The sequence below is a fragment of the Nostoc sp. genome, assembly GCF_036916655.1.
Classification (GTDB): domain Bacteria; phylum Cyanobacteriota; class Cyanobacteriia; order Cyanobacteriales; family Nostocaceae; genus Nostoc.
Genome location: NZ_JBALFY010000117.1, coordinates 191,000 through 207,333, shown reverse-complemented (window position 1 = coordinate 207,333; position 16,334 = coordinate 191,000). Strand labels below are relative to the sequence as shown.

Genomic DNA, 16,334 nt, shown 5'->3' with positions numbered 1-16,334 from the left:
TGTTGAAACCCCGACGCCACTTGCTTTATGCAGGGTTTCCCGTCCACCGCAGTGGCTCCCCGATGTTAAGCGGCTTAGTTTCCCCACTCCCTACTCCCCTTCACAGTTTTAATCTTGTGAAGCAGATGGCAATGGTTCAGTGTATTGATTTTTGCCATGTAGAATTACAGATAGCAGCTTAGGCAGTGCTAGGCAGGCAACAGTATTTAACAGCGTCAGGAATATACCATCTATCAAACTCATATATTAACCTTCTCCGTTTGAAAATTTGTGTTGACTATATTCTTAGTTTGAAGCAAAATCAGTAAAATTGCTTAAAAACGGCATTTTAGATTTCTTTTAGAAAATATAAGCTAAATGAATATACAGCAGAATTCAGAATTTAGAAGCGGAGCCGGAGACGTTTCCGTTAGCTCCAGTCATAATGAGCTATGCCCTGCTACGCTAACAGAAGCAAAACAGTCTTTATACCTGGTTTTAAGACTTAGTTCATGTCCCCCACTAACTTGAAATCTGCTGTATTTTTATAAGTATGAAATATTAGTAAATATACTTTACCCAAGAATAGATTTAAAGACAGCCACACAAAAATACCTCGAAGTACCCTGAATTAAAGGTTTGTATTACACTTTACGGTATCCTACAAGTATGTTCTAAGATTTTTATATTACTTATACCAATTCTGTATGAAGATGCACAATGCACATAATAACCCCCTGTAGTCTCCCCAAGGCATCGGGGGTGAATTATATGCAGCTTCACAAAGAAATGGTGTTAACATAGTTTGATTTATCATTGCCGACTTACTTAGTTCTACAAAAATTTATTTTTACTTTTTAAATTTTTAATAGAAGACTAATGAGGATTTGGCAAAGACCCAGTAATTTTACTGTTGCCAATAAAAAATTGTCGTAGAATTAGAGACATTTCAGAGCAGATATTTTATACTAATGAATCGCTTTTCTCAGAAAATAACGAATTCTCAACAGATTATTTCACAGCAAACTCAGCTTGGTCAGATGTGTGGTTCTAAACGGTTATTTCGCGATCGCTATGAAATACTACAAATTTTGGGTAGAGGTGGTTTTGGCGTCACTTTTTTAGCCAAAAATGCCGTATTACCTGGGAATCCCCTGTGTGTCATTAAACAACTTTGTCCGAAAGTGACTAGCCCCCAGAGTTGGCAAAGGGCATGTATGCGCTTTGAAAAAGAAGCAAGAACTTTGGGTCAACTCGGTAGTCATTCGCAAATTCCCATGCTATTAGACTACTTTCAGGCGAATGGGGAGTTTTTTTTAATTCAAGAATACGTGCCGGGTTTGACTTTAGCGCGAGAAGTGCGGCAAACTGGGCCCAAAAGTGAAGCCTCAGTTAAGCAATTTCTACAGGAATTATTACCTGTATTACAGTATCTTCATAAACATCATGTGATTCATCGGGATATTAAGCCCCAGAATTTATTGCGGTGTGAGTATGATAGGCGGGTGGTGCTGATTGATTTTGGGGCGGTGAAAGAGCAATTAGCTGATGCTTGTGAAAACTCAATTAATCACGCAAATACCAACTTTATCGGGACTAGGGGATTTGCACCACCTGAACAGTTTTCTCTGCGTCCAGTTTATGCCAGTGATATTTATGCACTGGGTATAACTTGTATTTATATGTTGACTGCAAAAAGCCCTTTAGAACTGGATTACGACCATAACACTGGTGAAATATCTTGGCAAAAACACGTAAATATCAGTAACAGTTTCGCCCAGATTTTAGGAAAGATGGTGAAAATTACCTTAGAGGATCGATTTAAGACTGCTGATGAAGTGATTAAAGCTTTAGGTAATGATAGCTATTCACTTACTTTGGCGAACTGTTTAACTACCCAAAAATTGAATAATAGAAGTATTACACAACACGAAATTACCAAATACGAAATTACAAAACACGAAATTACACAATACGAAAATTATGATGTATATATGCCACCTGTAGCCAGAACTGCTAATGCTATTAGGAAATTGAGAGCTAGGCTTAAGGAAACAAGGTAGCACAACTAGAAGCATTTTTGATCTAAAGTATCAAATGAATAACTAATCATCTGCGATTTAAAGTAGCCAAAACAAATTTAGTAATTATTTTAACTATACTTGATGTTCAGTGATGATTAATTAATCAGGGTTTATCCTCAATACTTAGTTTGTTATTGCTTATCAATATACAAGCAAATTTACTAGGTTTAATATTTCAGAAAATTATTTATATTCAAATTATTATATAATCGATAGAATAATTAATCTTATGGCTCTCGTAGTTTTCCACAGAAGAGGAAGACTGACTACTATTTACAAACGCTAACTATATAAGTAATTCCCCAATCCCCAGAACAGGGGTTTCTACCACCAGTAACCGAGAGTCAATTTTATTAAGGGAAAGTTCGGGGCAAACTTAGCCTAAGTTGTCATGCAGTCGCGCCTGTCAGATCATGATCTGCTGCTTAAATCCCGATTGCTCAAATCCCCTGAATTCCAATGGAAAGAAGTTTTGCCAAAGTTGTAGCACCCCGCTGGTGTCACTTTTAAGAAATCGTTTCCGTGTGATCCGAGTCCTTTCAGATGAGGGGGGATTTGGCAGAACCTATCTATCAGAAGATGTAGATAAACTCAATGAACGTTGTGTTATCAAGCAGTTAGCTCCAAAATTCCAAGGAACTTGGTCGCAAAAAAAGGCGATGGAGTTGTTTGCGGAAGAAGCCCAGCGTCTACAAGACCTTGGGGAACATCCCCAAATTCCAACTTTAATAGCTTACTTTGAGCAAGATGGCTGCCTATACTTGGTGCAGCAGTTTATCAATGGGGAGAATTTGTTAAAGGAGTTGCAACAGCGCAAGTCCTATAACGCTAGGGAAATTCAATCTATTTTGCTAGATTTATTGCCCATTCTAAAATTTATCCACGATCGCAAAGTCATTCATCGAGACATCAAGCCAGAAAATATTATCCGCCATAAAAGCGATGGGCGATTAAGCCTGATTGATTTTGGTTCCTCAAAGCAATTCACCGCCAAAGTTCAGCAGAAATCTGGTACATCCATTGGTTCACATGGTTATTCTCCCCTAGAACAGATTCGAGATGGTAAAGCTTTCCCCGCCAGCGATTTGTTTGGTGTGGGGGCTACCTGCTTTCATCTGTTAACGGGAAATTCGCCCTTTCAGTTGTGGATGGAATCTGGGTACGCCTGGGTGAGTAATTGGCGGGCATATTTACGGAGTCCATTAAATCCTGAGTTGGATTTTGTCATCGACAAGCTTTTGAAAAAAGATATTCATGAACGTTACCAGTCAGCCGATGAAGTCCTTAGAGACTTGACGCCAAAACAACTCCTCGCCTTACCACCAGCAGGTAAATCATCTGGGAAAATACCACCAACTAGGGCACCATCTTTACCAAAAAGTTATCCCTTACTGAGAATTTTAATCTTGGTAAGTGCTTTGATTATGTTGTTTGGCTTTGGAGAATCTTGGTATAAACATTTTCGCCAGATTCAGACCACTTTGGTTTCTAGGTTGATTCACCATAATAATTCTGGCAAAGATGAAGCGCTTTTAGGTCAACCACTAAAGATTACTTTCGATAAAGTTTCCCTAATTAACACCCTCCAAGCACACGAAAACTCAGTTTTATCTGTCGCCATCAGTCCAGATGGTAAAACCATTGCCAGCAGTGGCGACAATAGCACAATCAAACTTTGGAATCTCACAACTGGAAAACAAATCTCTTCACTCAACGGGCATTTTCAGCGGGTGAATGTCGTGGTAATTAGCCCAGATGGCAAACTTCTGGTTAGTGCCAGTGATGACAACACCATTAAAATCTGGAATCTGACAACACAAAAACAAATTCGCACTCTTATGGGGCATTCTGATTCAGTTCATGCCCTAGCCATCAGTGCTGATAGCGAGACTTTAGTTACTGGTAGTGATGACAACACGATCAAAATCTGGGATTTGGCAACAGGAGAGGAAATTCGGACACTAGCAGGGCATACATTCTGGGTGCGTTCAGTAGCTATCAGTCCCAACAGCGTGATTTTGGCTAGTGGCAGTTTTGACAAGACGATCAAAATCTGGAATTTAACAAAGGGATACCCAATCCGCACGCTAGAAGGAAATTCTCAAACAGTAACAACTGTAGCTATTAGCCCAGATGGTAAAACTTTAGCTAGTGGTGGACGCGATCGCACCATCAAACTTTGGGATCTACATACTGGTAGAGAAATTCGCACACTGGCGGGACATACCAACACAGTCACATCCGTAGCCTTCAGCGCCGATGGTAAAATTTTAGCTAGTGGTAGCCGCGATCGCACCATCAAACTGTGGAATCCAGCCACAGGAGAAGAAATTCTCACATTGACAGGGCACACCAATACCGTGACATCTGTTACCTTCAGTCCTGATGAAAAAACCCTTGTCAGTGGTAGTGAAGACAACACTATTAAGATTTGGCGGTTGTCTCAGTAAGTGCTGACTGGTGGATGACAGAGAATTATTGAACAAGTTTACTTTTTGTCTCTTTTTGTTCAAATTCAAAAGGATAACTTTGTGGCATCAGCTATAAAAATCAGTTTTAACTGATTACGTCTAAAGGAGTTGGTAAAACACGCCGATTTTTGTATTCATTGGGTTCGCCATCTATAGCGATCGCGTTGCGAGAACAATGGATATCGAGCTTAAAATATAGTCAATCTGTATCTACCGCGTTCCTGTGGATTCTTGGAAGTAACAACTATATAATAAGTGTCATCTTCAGGCAGCCTCGCTCGGTCGATTAAAGCACTGTACACACCACCTTTGTCTTTGTCTCTATCGATCGCGATCGCCTGTCCTTGAGAATTTAGCAAAGCTATATAAGGCGAAAACTCTTCATCAACACTATCTACACGAATACTTACAAGCTGATTTTTTTTGCCTTGAAAATTAGAAACATTGTAAGCGCCGCCATTTTGTTTCAGGGTTGAGCTTTTGGCAGTTAATTGATCTGATTCATCTAAAGTATAGCTAGCTCTGTCATTCCTCAAAGCCAAACTATAGCGACCTATCTCTCCGGGAGCTTGGCTAGTAACTGCAATCTTGTAAATACCATTTTTCGGCAGCCGTGCAAAAATAAATGCATCATCGCCACCACTGCTTTTATCCAAAGCACCTTTTTTGACGACGATATTGTTATCAGGATCGTGCAGAAACAACAAGGGTTTTAAACTCAAGTTATTTGATCTGCGTGTATCATTACTGCCAACAAGCCTAATTTGGATTAATTGATTTTCTCTGCCTTCAAACTCGTAGAAATGAAAATATCTACCTTCCGATTTAAAGTCACCCTTACTCAGAATGCCCAATGCAACATCTACAAAGTTAATCTCTTTATAAGTAGGTGTTGCAGAAGAAAGTGCTGAATTATCGAGATTTTGGTTCCCTGTAGCTACATTAGAACTTGGCTTGCGAACTCTTCCAGAGCTACCATTAGAACGATTGGCATTTGAGTTAGCAGTTCTACCTCCAGACGCTCTAGATGCACCACTATTGGAACGATTAGAGTTTGAGTTAGAAGCCCTGCGTCCAGACGATCTAGAATTAGAGCTATCATTTGAAACGCTAGAAGTTGGCTGAGAATCTTCTGTGTTAGATGATGCACGACCAGTCTGCTGTATTGGTGAATCAATAGATATCTTCCGTCTTGGAGATACTGAGGCTTGAGAAGCAGGAATTTGCTCAATTCCTTTTTTTACTGCTTCTGGTTGTCTCTCATCAGGTGACTTGGCAATTATAAAGCCTTGAAAATTTTGAGGTTTTCCCAAAGCATTTATAGGCAGTACATTACTTGTAATTAACAAACTACTACTTACGCAACAAATTAAAAGCTGACTTAATTTACGGTGATAGTTTTTGGTTTCTGATAGCATAGTTACACTCCTAGTTTTGTATGGATAGGATAAATTTGATTTATTATTGGTTGATTTTTATGTAGTAGATAATTAGTTCTTATTTAGTTATTTAGACATAAGTGATAAATTAGCGTATACATTTAACATTTGGCCAAAGCAATTGCCTGTAATCTCATTGAAATCATATATAGTGTATACCTCAAATATTTGCAATCATTAGCTCAGAGAAATTATATTCTCAATTTATATTACTAGAGTAAAATCCAATCTCGTAAGTATATACTGAACTACAAACTTAAAATACTGCTTTTTGGATTATTGCCCAGATATTTTTGTAAGATTCACTGAATGGCAAACTGTAGATGTAATGCTCAGGCAGAGCTTACGCCAATTAATTCGTCAACAAACATCCCTCAAGTAAAAATTCTTCCAAATTATCTAAATTGTTCAATACCTGATGAGGTAAGGAAATTGGGGATTTGTATGGTATCTCAGTGATATTTACTAACAAGAGAGATTATACTGCATGACTTAAGATGAATATATACCCCAATTGAAATGGATTCCCAGTATGCTCTGTTGTGTGAATCCCGATTGCCAAAACCCCCGAAATTCTGATAAAAACAACTACTGCCACAGTTGTAGAGCGGAATTGATACCCCTACTGGGAGGTCGCTATCGTCCCATTCAGGTATTGTCAGATGAGGGTGGATTTGGTAGAACCTATCTGGCAGAAGATGTACACAAACTTAATGAATGCTGTGTTGTGAAGCAATTCGCACCAAAACTTCAGGGAACTGGGCCACTAACAAAGGCTACTCAGCTATTTAAACAAGAAGCAAGCCGACTACAAGAACTCGCAGAACATCCGCAAATTCCAACTTTATTGGCTTATTTTGAGCAAAATCATTATCTGTTTTTGGTACAGCAGTTTATCGATGGGCAAAATTTGCTTAAGGAATATGAGACGCGGGGAAGCTATAGCGAAATAGAGACTCACGAATTTTTGCTAGATTTATTACCTGTGCTGAAGTTTATCCATGTGCGGGGAGTGATTCACCGAGATATCAAACCACAGAATATTATTCGCCGTCGAAGTGATGGGCGATTAGTGCTAATTGATTTTGGAGCCTCTAAGCAGCTGACGGCAACAGTGCAGACTAAAATGGGTACTGTTATTGGCTCACACGGTTACACTGCACTGGAACAGATGCAAGATGGAAAAGCTTACCCAGCCAGTGATTTATTCAGTTTGGGGGCGACTTGTTTTCATTTACTCACTGGGGTTCGCCCATCTCAATTGTGGATAAAACAAGGTTATGGTTGGGTTTCATCTTGGCGACAATATTTGAACAGTCCAGGTAAGGATGGGATTTCTGTGTCTATAGAGTTGGGTGAAGTTTTGGATAAGCTGTTGCAACAAGACATCCAAAAGCGTTACCAATCGGCTGATGAAGTCATCACTGACTTGACAACTCGGCTACCACTATCGTCATCAGTACCCCCAACTATAATTACACCAACATTTACACCTACCCCAGTCAACAAGGAGCCAGTTTCATCAAAATCAAATAACAATCTGAAAAGTCAACTGCTGTTAGGTTATGGCATTTTGGTGTTGGGATTAGGGGGAATTTGGTATTTTCAGACTCGCCCCCATACAATGAGCGAATTTTCTCCGTCGATTTCTTCGCCGATTCCGTCTCCAAAAAGCGTCTCGGAAACTTCTTTTCTACCCAAATCTCTCAAGGGGCATTCCAGCGATGTGAATTCCGTAGCTTTCAGTCCTGATGGCACAACCCTTGGCAGTGCTAGTGATGATAAGACAATCAAGCTATGGAATATAGCAAGTGGAGAAGCAATCCGCACTCTAGAAGGACATACCAACTGGATTTGGGCTGTCGCCTTTAGTCCTGATAGCAAGACTCTTGCCAGTGGTAGTGCGGACAAAACCATCAAGCTGTGGAATGTGAAGACAGGAAAGTTAATCCGTACCTTACAGGGACATAGCGATGGAGTTACTTCGGTAGCTTTCAGCCCTGATGGCAAAACTCTTGCCAGTGGTAGTGCTAGTAAGGATATGAAAATCAAACTGTGGAATCTGGAAACAGGAAAGTTAATCCGCACTTTGGAGGGACATACTAATGGTGTTCAATCTGTCGCCTTCAGTCCTGATGGTAAAACCCTTGCTAGCGGTAGTTGGGACAAGACAATTAAATTGTGGAATCTGAAAACAGGAAAGTTAATCCGCACTTTGGATGGAAATGCAGAGTCGATTCTTTCTGTGGCTTTTGCTCCTGATGGTATTACCCTTGCCAGTGGCAGTAGTGACAAGACAATCAAACTTTGGAATCTGAAAACAGGAAAGTTAATTCATACCTTAAAGGGACATAAGGATAAGGTTAATTCTGTCGCCTTTTTGCCAAGTACAAATCCAAATGGTGTTACCCTTGTCAGCGGGAGTAGTGACAAGACAATCAAACTTTGGAATCCAGTTATAGGAAAAGAAATCCGCACTTTAGAGACGGGTTCTGGATATATTTATGCTGTTGCCATCAGCCCAGATGGACAAACTATTGCTGGTGGTGGCAGTGGTGAGAATATTCTCAAGATTTGGGAGATGAATTAAATGTAGCCATAACTAGGTCGGCGTAAATAATTATCGTTGGGATAACGCAGGGGGCAGGGAGCAGGGAGCAGGGGAAAAAGGAGTTTGAGCCTTGTTTACTTTTCTTTACATAGTTTAGTTTTATCGTGCCGACTTACATAGAAACTGTGAATTAATAGCAGTTCAATCTGAGGTCTTAGTAAAATGGCGGATGAATCAAAATTCATTTTCCAGGTTTTCTATATAAATTAAATTAAATTTAATTTTTTTAAAATGGAAGATTCAGTATTTATTATATTTCTTGCCTTTGGGTTTATTTGGATATTAATGGGCATTGTCGGTTGGATTGCATTTTTAAAATCTGAGGGTGAGGAAATTAAGTTTGGGAAGTGGGGACTGATTGTTGCTATCCCAATCCTAATACCAATAATTGTTTCCCTAATTATTGGAATATTTTATTATTAAAAATAACCGGACTTGAACTATTAACCCAAAAACATTGGTTTGGCGTTGCTTTCCCGCCCTGAAATAAATTTCGGGCTAATAGTTCAAGTCCGTTGAAACGGACTGAAATCAGAGTAATTAGGAATGATGATTAGACCCCCTATTAATTCACCAACAGTCTCATTCTATTCACCGAAAACTTTTCAAATATCCTCTTAAAACTCCTAGTAGATGTTCAATTAGGTTTAGATTTTTTAAGTATTAATTGCACCCCTAACTAAAATCACTGTACTTTCTACACCAGAGGCGATCGCTTCGGGAATATTACCTTGAATCGCCTGCTGCAACAATCCCTCGCGTGAAGCTCCCAACACTACAACGTCGTAACCTTCGGTTTGCACTAGGTTAATCACACCTTCTGCAACTGAATTAGCTTGGACTGGGAGAGCAACTACACTGCTGGACAATTTGCGGCGACGCATCAAATGGCGAATGGCTTGTTCTGAAATTGACATATCTGGCTTGAGTTCAGATGGTTTAAACACCTGTGTCAGGCGAATTTGTGGTTGATTTCCCAATGTAATTAAAGCCGGTAGCAATTTAATCGCCAGTTGGGAATTGGGGCCTCCAGCCATTGGAACTAGCCAGCTGTTGAAGAGGGGATTGGGGACTGGGGATTGGGGACTGGGGACTGGGGACTGGGGATTGGGGACTGGGGATTGGGGACTGGGGATTGGGGATTTGGGGGTTTCGCCTAATTTTACTAACACGACTTCGCAGGTGGCTTGGCGAATGATGGTGTCAACAACGTTGCCAAAAATCCGACCAGGGGTAGATGTGTTACCTTTCCATCCCATTAGAATTAGGTCGATGTGTTGTTCGTTGATTGTCTCTAAAATTGCTTGGGCAACATCGTGGGTAACTCGAATCTGCGTATGTAGGGGAATTTGCCATTTTTTTGCTAAGACTTCTGCTTGTCGTAGCAAGCGGCGACTTTTTGCGGTTCTTACCTGTGTTTCTGACGGAGAACTGTGGCGGGGTATCAGCATCACTTGCACGCAATCTATTTCATAATGGCGATCGCGGGCAATAGCTGCTGCCATTTGTAATAAAATACCCGCAGTTTCGGGATTAGCTACGGGCACTAATAATCTACCTCTGCCAGTGCTGGGCGATCGCGTTTGGTAAACTATGTATGAAGGAACTGGTCGCAGTCTGGGAGTCGCATCTGCACCATTAAGATGGTCTGCTTCCGCTCTAATAATATCTCCACGGGTAATAATACCAACAAGCTTCCGTCCGTTTACCACTGGCAAGCGACTGATTTGATAGCGATCGAGTAAATACAGTACATTGCTTAGGGTGTGAATCGGTGTGACTGTCACCGGAGTGGTGGTCATAATTTCTCCTAAGGGAGTATCGCTGGCTAAGTTGCGATCGCGAATATTGAGTAAATCTGATTGCGTCACAATCCCTACAAGCTTGCTCTCCTCTACCACTGGAAAGCCACGATGATGAGAACGGGCGAATGCTTGGATTACTTCATCTAAAGGCATCTCTGTATCCAGAGTTTCTACCTGTTGCTGCATGACATCTTTGGCTGTCAAATTTGTCATTATCCCCCCCGCCGGTGCTGCTTTTTGGATAATGATGCCATTCCACGCCAAAAGTTTGTCGTATAGCGAGCCTGGTGCTAACTTTTCAGCAACTAGATACGACGTTACAGAGCCAATCATTAAGGGCAGTACTAAGTTGAAATCTGTAGTCATTTCAAACACAATGACTATTCCCGTCATTGGTACTCTGGCCACCGCAGTAAAAAAAGCGCCCATTCCCGCCAATGCGTATGTAATTGGTAATCCAGTCGCTATCCCGAAAGGAAGCAGCAGAGCGTGTTCTCCCATACCTACCAAGTAGCCAAGAGCAGCCCCAAGGGTCAAAGCTGGAGCAAATAATCCTCCTGGGACACCAGAGCCATAAGCTACGAGAGTTAAGATAAACTGGGAGACAAAGGCGATCGCAGCTATTGACCAGCTAGCCTCACCTGTAATTAAAATTTCCCGCAGTCCTGTATTATCTCGAAACGCTACTGGTAGTAATGCCACAATTACCCCAGACACTAATCCAGCTAAAGCCACACGAGCAGGTAATCCAAAACGTAGAGAACGGCGGTAAACAGTTAAGCTGGCAATAATCCCGCGATTGAATAACGCTCCCATCAACCCAGCCACAATCCCCAACACCAAATAGAAGGGAATATCTTGAACAAAAAAATCTGTCTTGGAAGCAGTTAATGCTAGATTGAGATCCAGACTGCGACCACCCAATACCCGCGAGACGACGGCACCGATAAAAGAAGCCAGAATCGCAGTACCCAAGGTAAATTCAGAAAAATCCTGTAACAATTCTTCTACTACAAATAATACACCTGCGATCGGTGCATTGAAGGCAGCCGCTAACCCGGCTCCTGCACCAGCAGCAATCAACTGGCGGCGGTGGTCTGGTGAAGTCGGAAACCACCGACTCAGTTGAGCTGCTAAAGCTGCGCTAAGTTGAACTGTTGGCCCTTCCCGCCCTAAAGCTAGCCCAGAACCTAACGCCAGAATACCACCCACTAGCTTGACCACGGCAACCCGCAAATCTAGAGCAATTGGTATACGCGCTAACACTGCTTTCACTTGAGGAATGCCGCTCCCAGAAGTTTCTGGTGCTACGCGCTCAACCAGCCATCCAGCGAGAAATCCACAAGCAAGTCCGATACCTGGTAGCACCAACCAAGCTGGTAGCAATAGCGATGTCTGCACTCGCCAAGCACCTAGCAATCCTACCCCCGATTTGAGTAATACTGCTCCAAGAGCAGAAACCAAACCAATCAGACAAGCTTCAAAAATTGCTAAACGACGCCGTGGTTGTAGCAGTTGCCGAAAGCGCTGGAAGATAGGTAAATACCACATGATATCAATTTTTTCAAGAAGAAGTCAGAATTCAGTTAGGTATTCTGTACGAGTGGCGGTGCTTCGCAGTCTCTTCTCTAGGAGAGTCTCTGCCAGCGAGTCCACAGGCTTCTAAAGTATAGGTTAAAACCGTACAACTCTTAGAAACGCGATCGCGTAGCTTTTTTCCCCGTAGGGGTACATCCCGCTATGCTAATCGCCGTCTCTACCAATACTGATTATTGTAGAGACGGCGATTTATCGCGTCTGATTATAGAGTATTCTAATTATTTATGAACAACAAAATCCCCAACCTTTTCAGAATTGGGGAATTTTGCGACGCTGCTAAATCTAAAATCCAAAATTAATTGACTAATTAATAACCACAATTAGCTAATAGCTAATCAGTTATTCTCTATTTCGTTGCCTCTGCTCCTACTTTATTTGATTCATTAGATGAAGCTGATTCTGTCTTCTCTGATTGCGTCTCGCTCGTTTGTTGCAATTGGTTGAGATGGATATTGTTAACTTGAACAATAAAGTATTCTAATGCTTGACTTGCCTTTTGTTGCTGTTGGCTTTCATCAGATACATCATAGCAACGATAAGGCTGAGTCACGCCCAATATAAATTTCTCTTGTTCAGCTTCTAGCAATTCAACGGCTGTATTCGCAGCAAGTGAGTTTTTCTGAAAAGGAAAAGACGTAACTATACTAGCGACTATAGAAGCAACTGCTGGGCAAAGTACAGGGAGCCACTTGAGCCAAGCTTGTCCTGCTTCTAATTTGTCTACCAGAACTAAAATTGGTGTGACTCCTGATAAAATCACTGTCGCAATTTGTAAACTATAATAAAGGTTCCTTGATAGACTCCTAATTTTTTTATAATCGTCAATCAAGTCTTGGCTGTATTGTAAAGCCTTCCCTCTTGTCAGAGTCAGCGTATCCTTATCCCAAGAATTAGGATTGGTCAACAGATAACTATAAAGTTCAGCTTTTTTGGTGAGTTCAGACTTATAAGCAGCCTGTTTATAGTTCTGAAACACTTGTTTGTTGATGAGCAATAAGAAAAACAAAAAAGTTAGAGATACCGCTCCAGAGATTACAACTGTTTTATCGTCGGAAAGAAAAATAATCACGAGTCCAGCAGAGAAAAAAGCTGCAAGTAATAAATATTCTATTACTTTCAAGTTAAACAACTTTTTTTCATCTGATGGTGAAGGTAAGTTTTCAATCCTATTGGAAATCTTACTTTGGTTTCTTTGTTCAAAATTAGTTAATTCAGAAGTAGTCATTGCCTCTTACTCAATTCGTTATGGGGTAAAATGTAGCAATAAAATGAATAGCAACAAGTAGAATCGCTTTGAGGAGCTAGAAGTCAGGATAATTTGACAGAGCAGCTTCACTATAAATAGTTAGCCTTCTAACTTTGGCAACATCCCTTTTATTCCCGCTCTTAAGTAGTTTCTCCCTTCTCAAAATCTTCTATAATGTGCTATCTTTCAAGATTTTGCGATTGATTAGATGGTTTAGAATGCTTTACCAAAGCCAGAAATATTTCTTTTGGTTTACGTAAATCATTTAAGTCCAATAAGTCTAATCAATCTTAACCATACATACATTTGATTGATAATGCAAGGCTTTTTAGGTAGTAATTTTACTTAGGCAAAAGATATTTTTAACACAAGTATTGTGCTTGCCCCAAAAAAATATATGATTTGGACTTTGCAATAGTTGAATTATTTTTTAGGGATTTTAACCTCATCTAGAGTGTTAATCTTTCGCGCAGAGATTGGCGACAACTATTTCAAGATGAAACAATACAAGAGTCTCCATAATCTGCGCTCACAATGAGCAATGAAAATTTCTTTTCCCCATTCACCAGGAAGCACTAGCACTGATAAGATGCGAACAATTGCAGAAATTAACGAGAAAATCAGCCGCCAACGTGCAGTAGTGTTGACAACTGAAGAGTTAAAAGCACGAGTTGTAGAAATCGGTGTTACTAAAGCTGCTAAAGAAGTTGATGTAATTACCACTGGCACTTTTGAGCCGATGGAATCAAGTGGTGCAATTATTAATCTGGGACACACTGATCCCCCAATCAAAATTCGCCGCTGCTGGTTGGATGGCGTGCCAGCATACTCTGGTTTTGGGGCAGTAGATTTATATTTGGGTGCGAGTTGTGCGATGGAAGCGATGGACGGTGAAGAAGTCCGAGAACGTGGCGGCGGTCATGTAATCGAAGATTTGATCGCTGGTAAACCTATACACGTAAAAGCCCAAGGACAAGTCACAGATTGTTACCCCAGAGCAAATTTTGAAACTACAATTACCAGTGAAACGATTAATCAGTTTTATTTATTCAATCCGCGCAATCTTTATCAAAATTTTATTGTTGGTGTAAATGGTGGCGATCGCCCTCTCTTCACCTATCTCGGCCCATTACAACCACGTCTTGGGAATGCTGTTTATTCTAACCCTGGTGCTATTTCTCCTTTACTCAACGACCCCGATTTGCAACTCGTTGGTATAGGTACTCGAATTTTTTTAGGCGGTGGTATTGGCTATGTCGCTTGGGAAGGCACTCAGCATTTCCCCTTACAAAAGCGTTTACCTAATCGTACACCGATTGGGCCTTCTGCCACTTTAGCTTTAATTGGTGATGCCAAGCAAATGGATGCTCATTGGGTGCGGGGGTGTTACTTCAAAAGTTACGGCCCCTCATTGATGTTAGGTGTTGGTGTACCACTGCCTGTATTAAATGAACAAGTAGTTGAACACTGTGCTGTGCAAGATCAAGATTTAGTCGCGCCAATAGTGGATTTTTCTATTCCCCGGCGTGTCCGTCCCACTTTTGGTTTGGTGAGTTACGCCCAACTCAAATCTGGGCGAATCACCATAGAGGGCAAAGCTATACGCTCTGCCCCCTTAGCGAGTTTATTTTTTTCTAGGCAAGTTGCCCTAGAGTTGAAAAAGTGGATCGAAGCAGGTACGTTTACCCTTACAGAACCAGTTTCTCCAATTCCAATGGAGCGATCTTTTCTACCCCAAGACCGGCGGACGGATTTTTGAGGCTGGGGAGTGGGGAAGAAGCAAGGGAGCAGGGAGCAAGGGAGAAAAGTTTCCCTCTGCCCCCTGCACCCCGCCCCTCTACCTCTTTCCAATGCCCCATTCCCTACTCTTGAGTCGGTTTCGGTCGCTTGATCGGTTTAGGAGTGGGTGTTTTTGGTATAGGCTTTGACACCACAGAGGGGTCGCTGCTTACGCCTGTTTTCTTGATGGGACGAGGGGTTTCGCCACTGCGTCTAGGGGGGAATGGTTTTCTTCCACCAAAACCACCACCACTACCAGCACGAGGACCACCTTTGAATGGTGGTTTGCGTTTTTTGGGCAAATCAGCGATCGCCTCAGCTTTTTCTACGATCAAAACGTCAGCTTCTCGCTTGGCTTGGAAGTCCCAGAATTTTCCTACTGCTTTAGTGGTCAGCACACCCCTCAATTTCAACTTAAAATATTTGGGTTTATCAGTTGATTTGCGTGGAGCCTGCCTAATTTTGACTACCAAACTTTTAGCATCAAAAGACTGGTATACTACTTCACCACGAACAGAAAAACCACCATCTGCAACTTCTGATGAGGGTATTACGGCTGTGTTTAGTTCAGAATTTTCGGATAAGCCATCATCGGGTGTCTGTAACTCTTGCAATTCCAAATCTAACTCGTCCTCATCTGTTGAGTTTTTAGCCAGATTTTCTGGCTCCCAAACTCCGACGATTTGGATATGCAAGGTATCATTTTCTTGCCTTGTACGTGGATATACTACCCACAGGTGTTCTTTTTCTAAGTCTAGGTGATTCTTGACTAAGCTCATAATCCGGCCTAGGAGGACGGCATTGAGTTCTACACCATCTGCGGTCAGCAGAGTACCTTGAGTAAATTGTTCGCTGCTAGCATGATAGCGACCTCGGACTAATCCGATCGCTCGATACTGCATCGGTTCACTGGGAGGCGGAATCGGTTGCTGTCGATTGATCGAGTTCCCGTTTGAGTCAGTCTCGCTGGGTTTGACAGGCAAATTTTCAGGTTTAGAAGAGTGGGCTGCTATGTGAACATTAGCGGCTGCCTCTATTTTAGTTGGGCCCTGGTTAGAGGCAGAAGAATTGGAAGATTCAGGCAACGGCATCAGGTCGGAATTCATAAAAACTCCTTGCGGCGGAGACACATCCCATTGTGGGATTTTACAAAGGCAGCTGGAAAGAGCATTTGTGCGACTGATTGAAAGTATATTGGCTTTTCACAAAGTCACACCAGGGTACTCTAGACAATCCTAAAGGCGCTAAATTTAGTGTATAAACACTAAATGTCTAATTTAGCGGCTTTACACTAGTTTCGGAAGCATATCATAGGTACAAT

General features: G+C 41.5%; 10 protein-coding genes. 5 read left to right on the top strand and 5 right to left on the bottom strand.

Annotated elements, in window-relative coordinates:
• Nucleotides 1–108 precede the first annotated feature (108 nt).
• Complete coding sequence (locus V7L31_RS31325; RefSeq protein ID WP_334699839.1) at nucleotides 109–243, bottom strand: hypothetical protein; 135 nt, start codon at nucleotides 241–243, stop codon at nucleotides 109–111.
• 707 nt (nucleotides 244–950) lie between these two features.
• Here V7L31_RS31325 and V7L31_RS31320 point away from each other — a divergent pair.
• Both V7L31_RS31320 and V7L31_RS31315 read left to right on the top strand, forming a co-directional pair.
• The gene (locus V7L31_RS31320; protein ID WP_334699838.1) at nucleotides 951–2,042 is read left to right on the top strand and encodes a serine/threonine-protein kinase; all 1,092 of its coding nucleotides are present in this window, start codon (nucleotides 951–953) and stop codon (nucleotides 2,040–2,042) included.
• A 434-nt stretch (nucleotides 2,043–2,476) separates the two neighbouring features.
• Nucleotides 2,477–4,513: a serine/threonine-protein kinase gene (locus V7L31_RS31315; protein WP_334699837.1), complete on the top strand. Its 2,037-nt coding sequence runs from the start codon at nucleotides 2,477–2,479 to the stop codon at nucleotides 4,511–4,513.
• Nucleotides 4,514–4,722: 209 nt separating this feature from the next.
• Here V7L31_RS31315 and V7L31_RS31310 read toward each other — a convergent pair whose 3' ends face one another.
• Entirely contained in the window at nucleotides 4,723–5,952 is a 1,230-nt protein-coding gene (locus V7L31_RS31310) for a peptidase (protein WP_334699836.1), read from the bottom strand.
• A 553-nt stretch (nucleotides 5,953–6,505) separates the two neighbouring features.
• On the opposite strand from V7L31_RS31310, the gene V7L31_RS31305 reads away from it, so the two are divergent.
• Both V7L31_RS31305 and V7L31_RS31300 read left to right on the top strand, forming a co-directional pair.
• Nucleotides 6,506–8,563, top strand: a complete 2,058-nt coding sequence (locus V7L31_RS31305) for a serine/threonine-protein kinase (RefSeq protein ID WP_334699835.1) — start codon at nucleotides 6,506–6,508, stop codon at nucleotides 8,561–8,563.
• Nucleotides 8,564–8,815: 252 nt separating this feature from the next.
• Nucleotides 8,816–9,007: a hypothetical protein gene (locus V7L31_RS31300; RefSeq protein WP_334699834.1), complete on the top strand. Its 192-nt coding sequence runs from the start codon at nucleotides 8,816–8,818 to the stop codon at nucleotides 9,005–9,007.
• Between the two features lie 233 nt (nucleotides 9,008–9,240).
• Here the strand turns inward: V7L31_RS31300 and V7L31_RS31295 are convergent, their stop codons facing one another.
• Both V7L31_RS31295 and V7L31_RS31290 read right to left on the bottom strand, forming a co-directional pair.
• Nucleotides 9,241–11,940, bottom strand: coding sequence for a chloride channel protein (locus V7L31_RS31295; protein ID WP_334699833.1), 2,700 nt, complete (start codon nucleotides 11,938–11,940; stop codon nucleotides 9,241–9,243).
• A 394-nt stretch (nucleotides 11,941–12,334) separates the two neighbouring features.
• On the bottom strand, nucleotides 12,335–13,213 hold the full coding sequence (locus V7L31_RS31290; RefSeq protein ID WP_334699832.1) for a DUF4231 domain-containing protein: 879 nt from the start codon (nucleotides 13,211–13,213) through the stop codon (nucleotides 12,335–12,337).
• Between the two features lie 610 nt (nucleotides 13,214–13,823).
• Between V7L31_RS31290 and V7L31_RS31285 the strand changes: the two genes are divergently transcribed.
• Nucleotides 13,824–14,993, top strand: a complete 1,170-nt coding sequence (locus V7L31_RS31285; RefSeq protein WP_179069227.1) for a homocysteine biosynthesis protein — start codon at nucleotides 13,824–13,826, stop codon at nucleotides 14,991–14,993.
• A gap of 103 nt (nucleotides 14,994–15,096) precedes the next feature.
• Here V7L31_RS31285 and V7L31_RS31280 read toward each other — a convergent pair whose 3' ends face one another.
• On the bottom strand, nucleotides 15,097–16,119 hold the full coding sequence (locus V7L31_RS31280) for a hypothetical protein (protein ID WP_334699831.1): 1,023 nt from the start codon (nucleotides 16,117–16,119) through the stop codon (nucleotides 15,097–15,099).
• Between the last annotated feature and the right edge of the window lie 215 nt (nucleotides 16,120–16,334).

Bases quoted from the DNA above. Each gene is read 5' to 3' on its own strand.
- V7L31_RS31320 (WP_334699838.1), top strand. From the start codon at position 951: ATGAATCGCTTTTCTCAGAAAATAACGAATTCTCAACAGATTATTTCA.
- V7L31_RS31280 (WP_334699831.1), bottom strand. From the start codon at position 16,119: ATGAATTCCGACCTGATGCCGTTGCCTGAATCTTCCAATTCTTCTGCC.
- V7L31_RS31285 (WP_179069227.1), top strand. From the start codon at position 13,824: ATGCGAACAATTGCAGAAATTAACGAGAAAATCAGCCGCCAACGTGCA.
- V7L31_RS31325 (WP_334699839.1), bottom strand. From the start codon at position 243: ATGAGTTTGATAGATGGTATATTCCTGACGCTGTTAAATACTGTTGCC.
- V7L31_RS31300 (WP_334699834.1), top strand. From the start codon at position 8,816: ATGGAAGATTCAGTATTTATTATATTTCTTGCCTTTGGGTTTATTTGG.
- V7L31_RS31310 (WP_334699836.1), bottom strand. From the start codon at position 5,952: ATGCTATCAGAAACCAAAAACTATCACCGTAAATTAAGTCAGCTTTTA.
- V7L31_RS31290 (WP_334699832.1), bottom strand. From the start codon at position 13,213: ATGACTACTTCTGAATTAACTAATTTTGAACAAAGAAACCAAAGTAAG.
- V7L31_RS31305 (WP_334699835.1), top strand. From the start codon at position 6,506: ATGCTCTGTTGTGTGAATCCCGATTGCCAAAACCCCCGAAATTCTGAT.
- V7L31_RS31315 (WP_334699837.1), top strand. From the start codon at position 2,477: ATGATCTGCTGCTTAAATCCCGATTGCTCAAATCCCCTGAATTCCAAT.
- V7L31_RS31295 (WP_334699833.1), bottom strand. From the start codon at position 11,940: ATGTGGTATTTACCTATCTTCCAGCGCTTTCGGCAACTGCTACAACCA.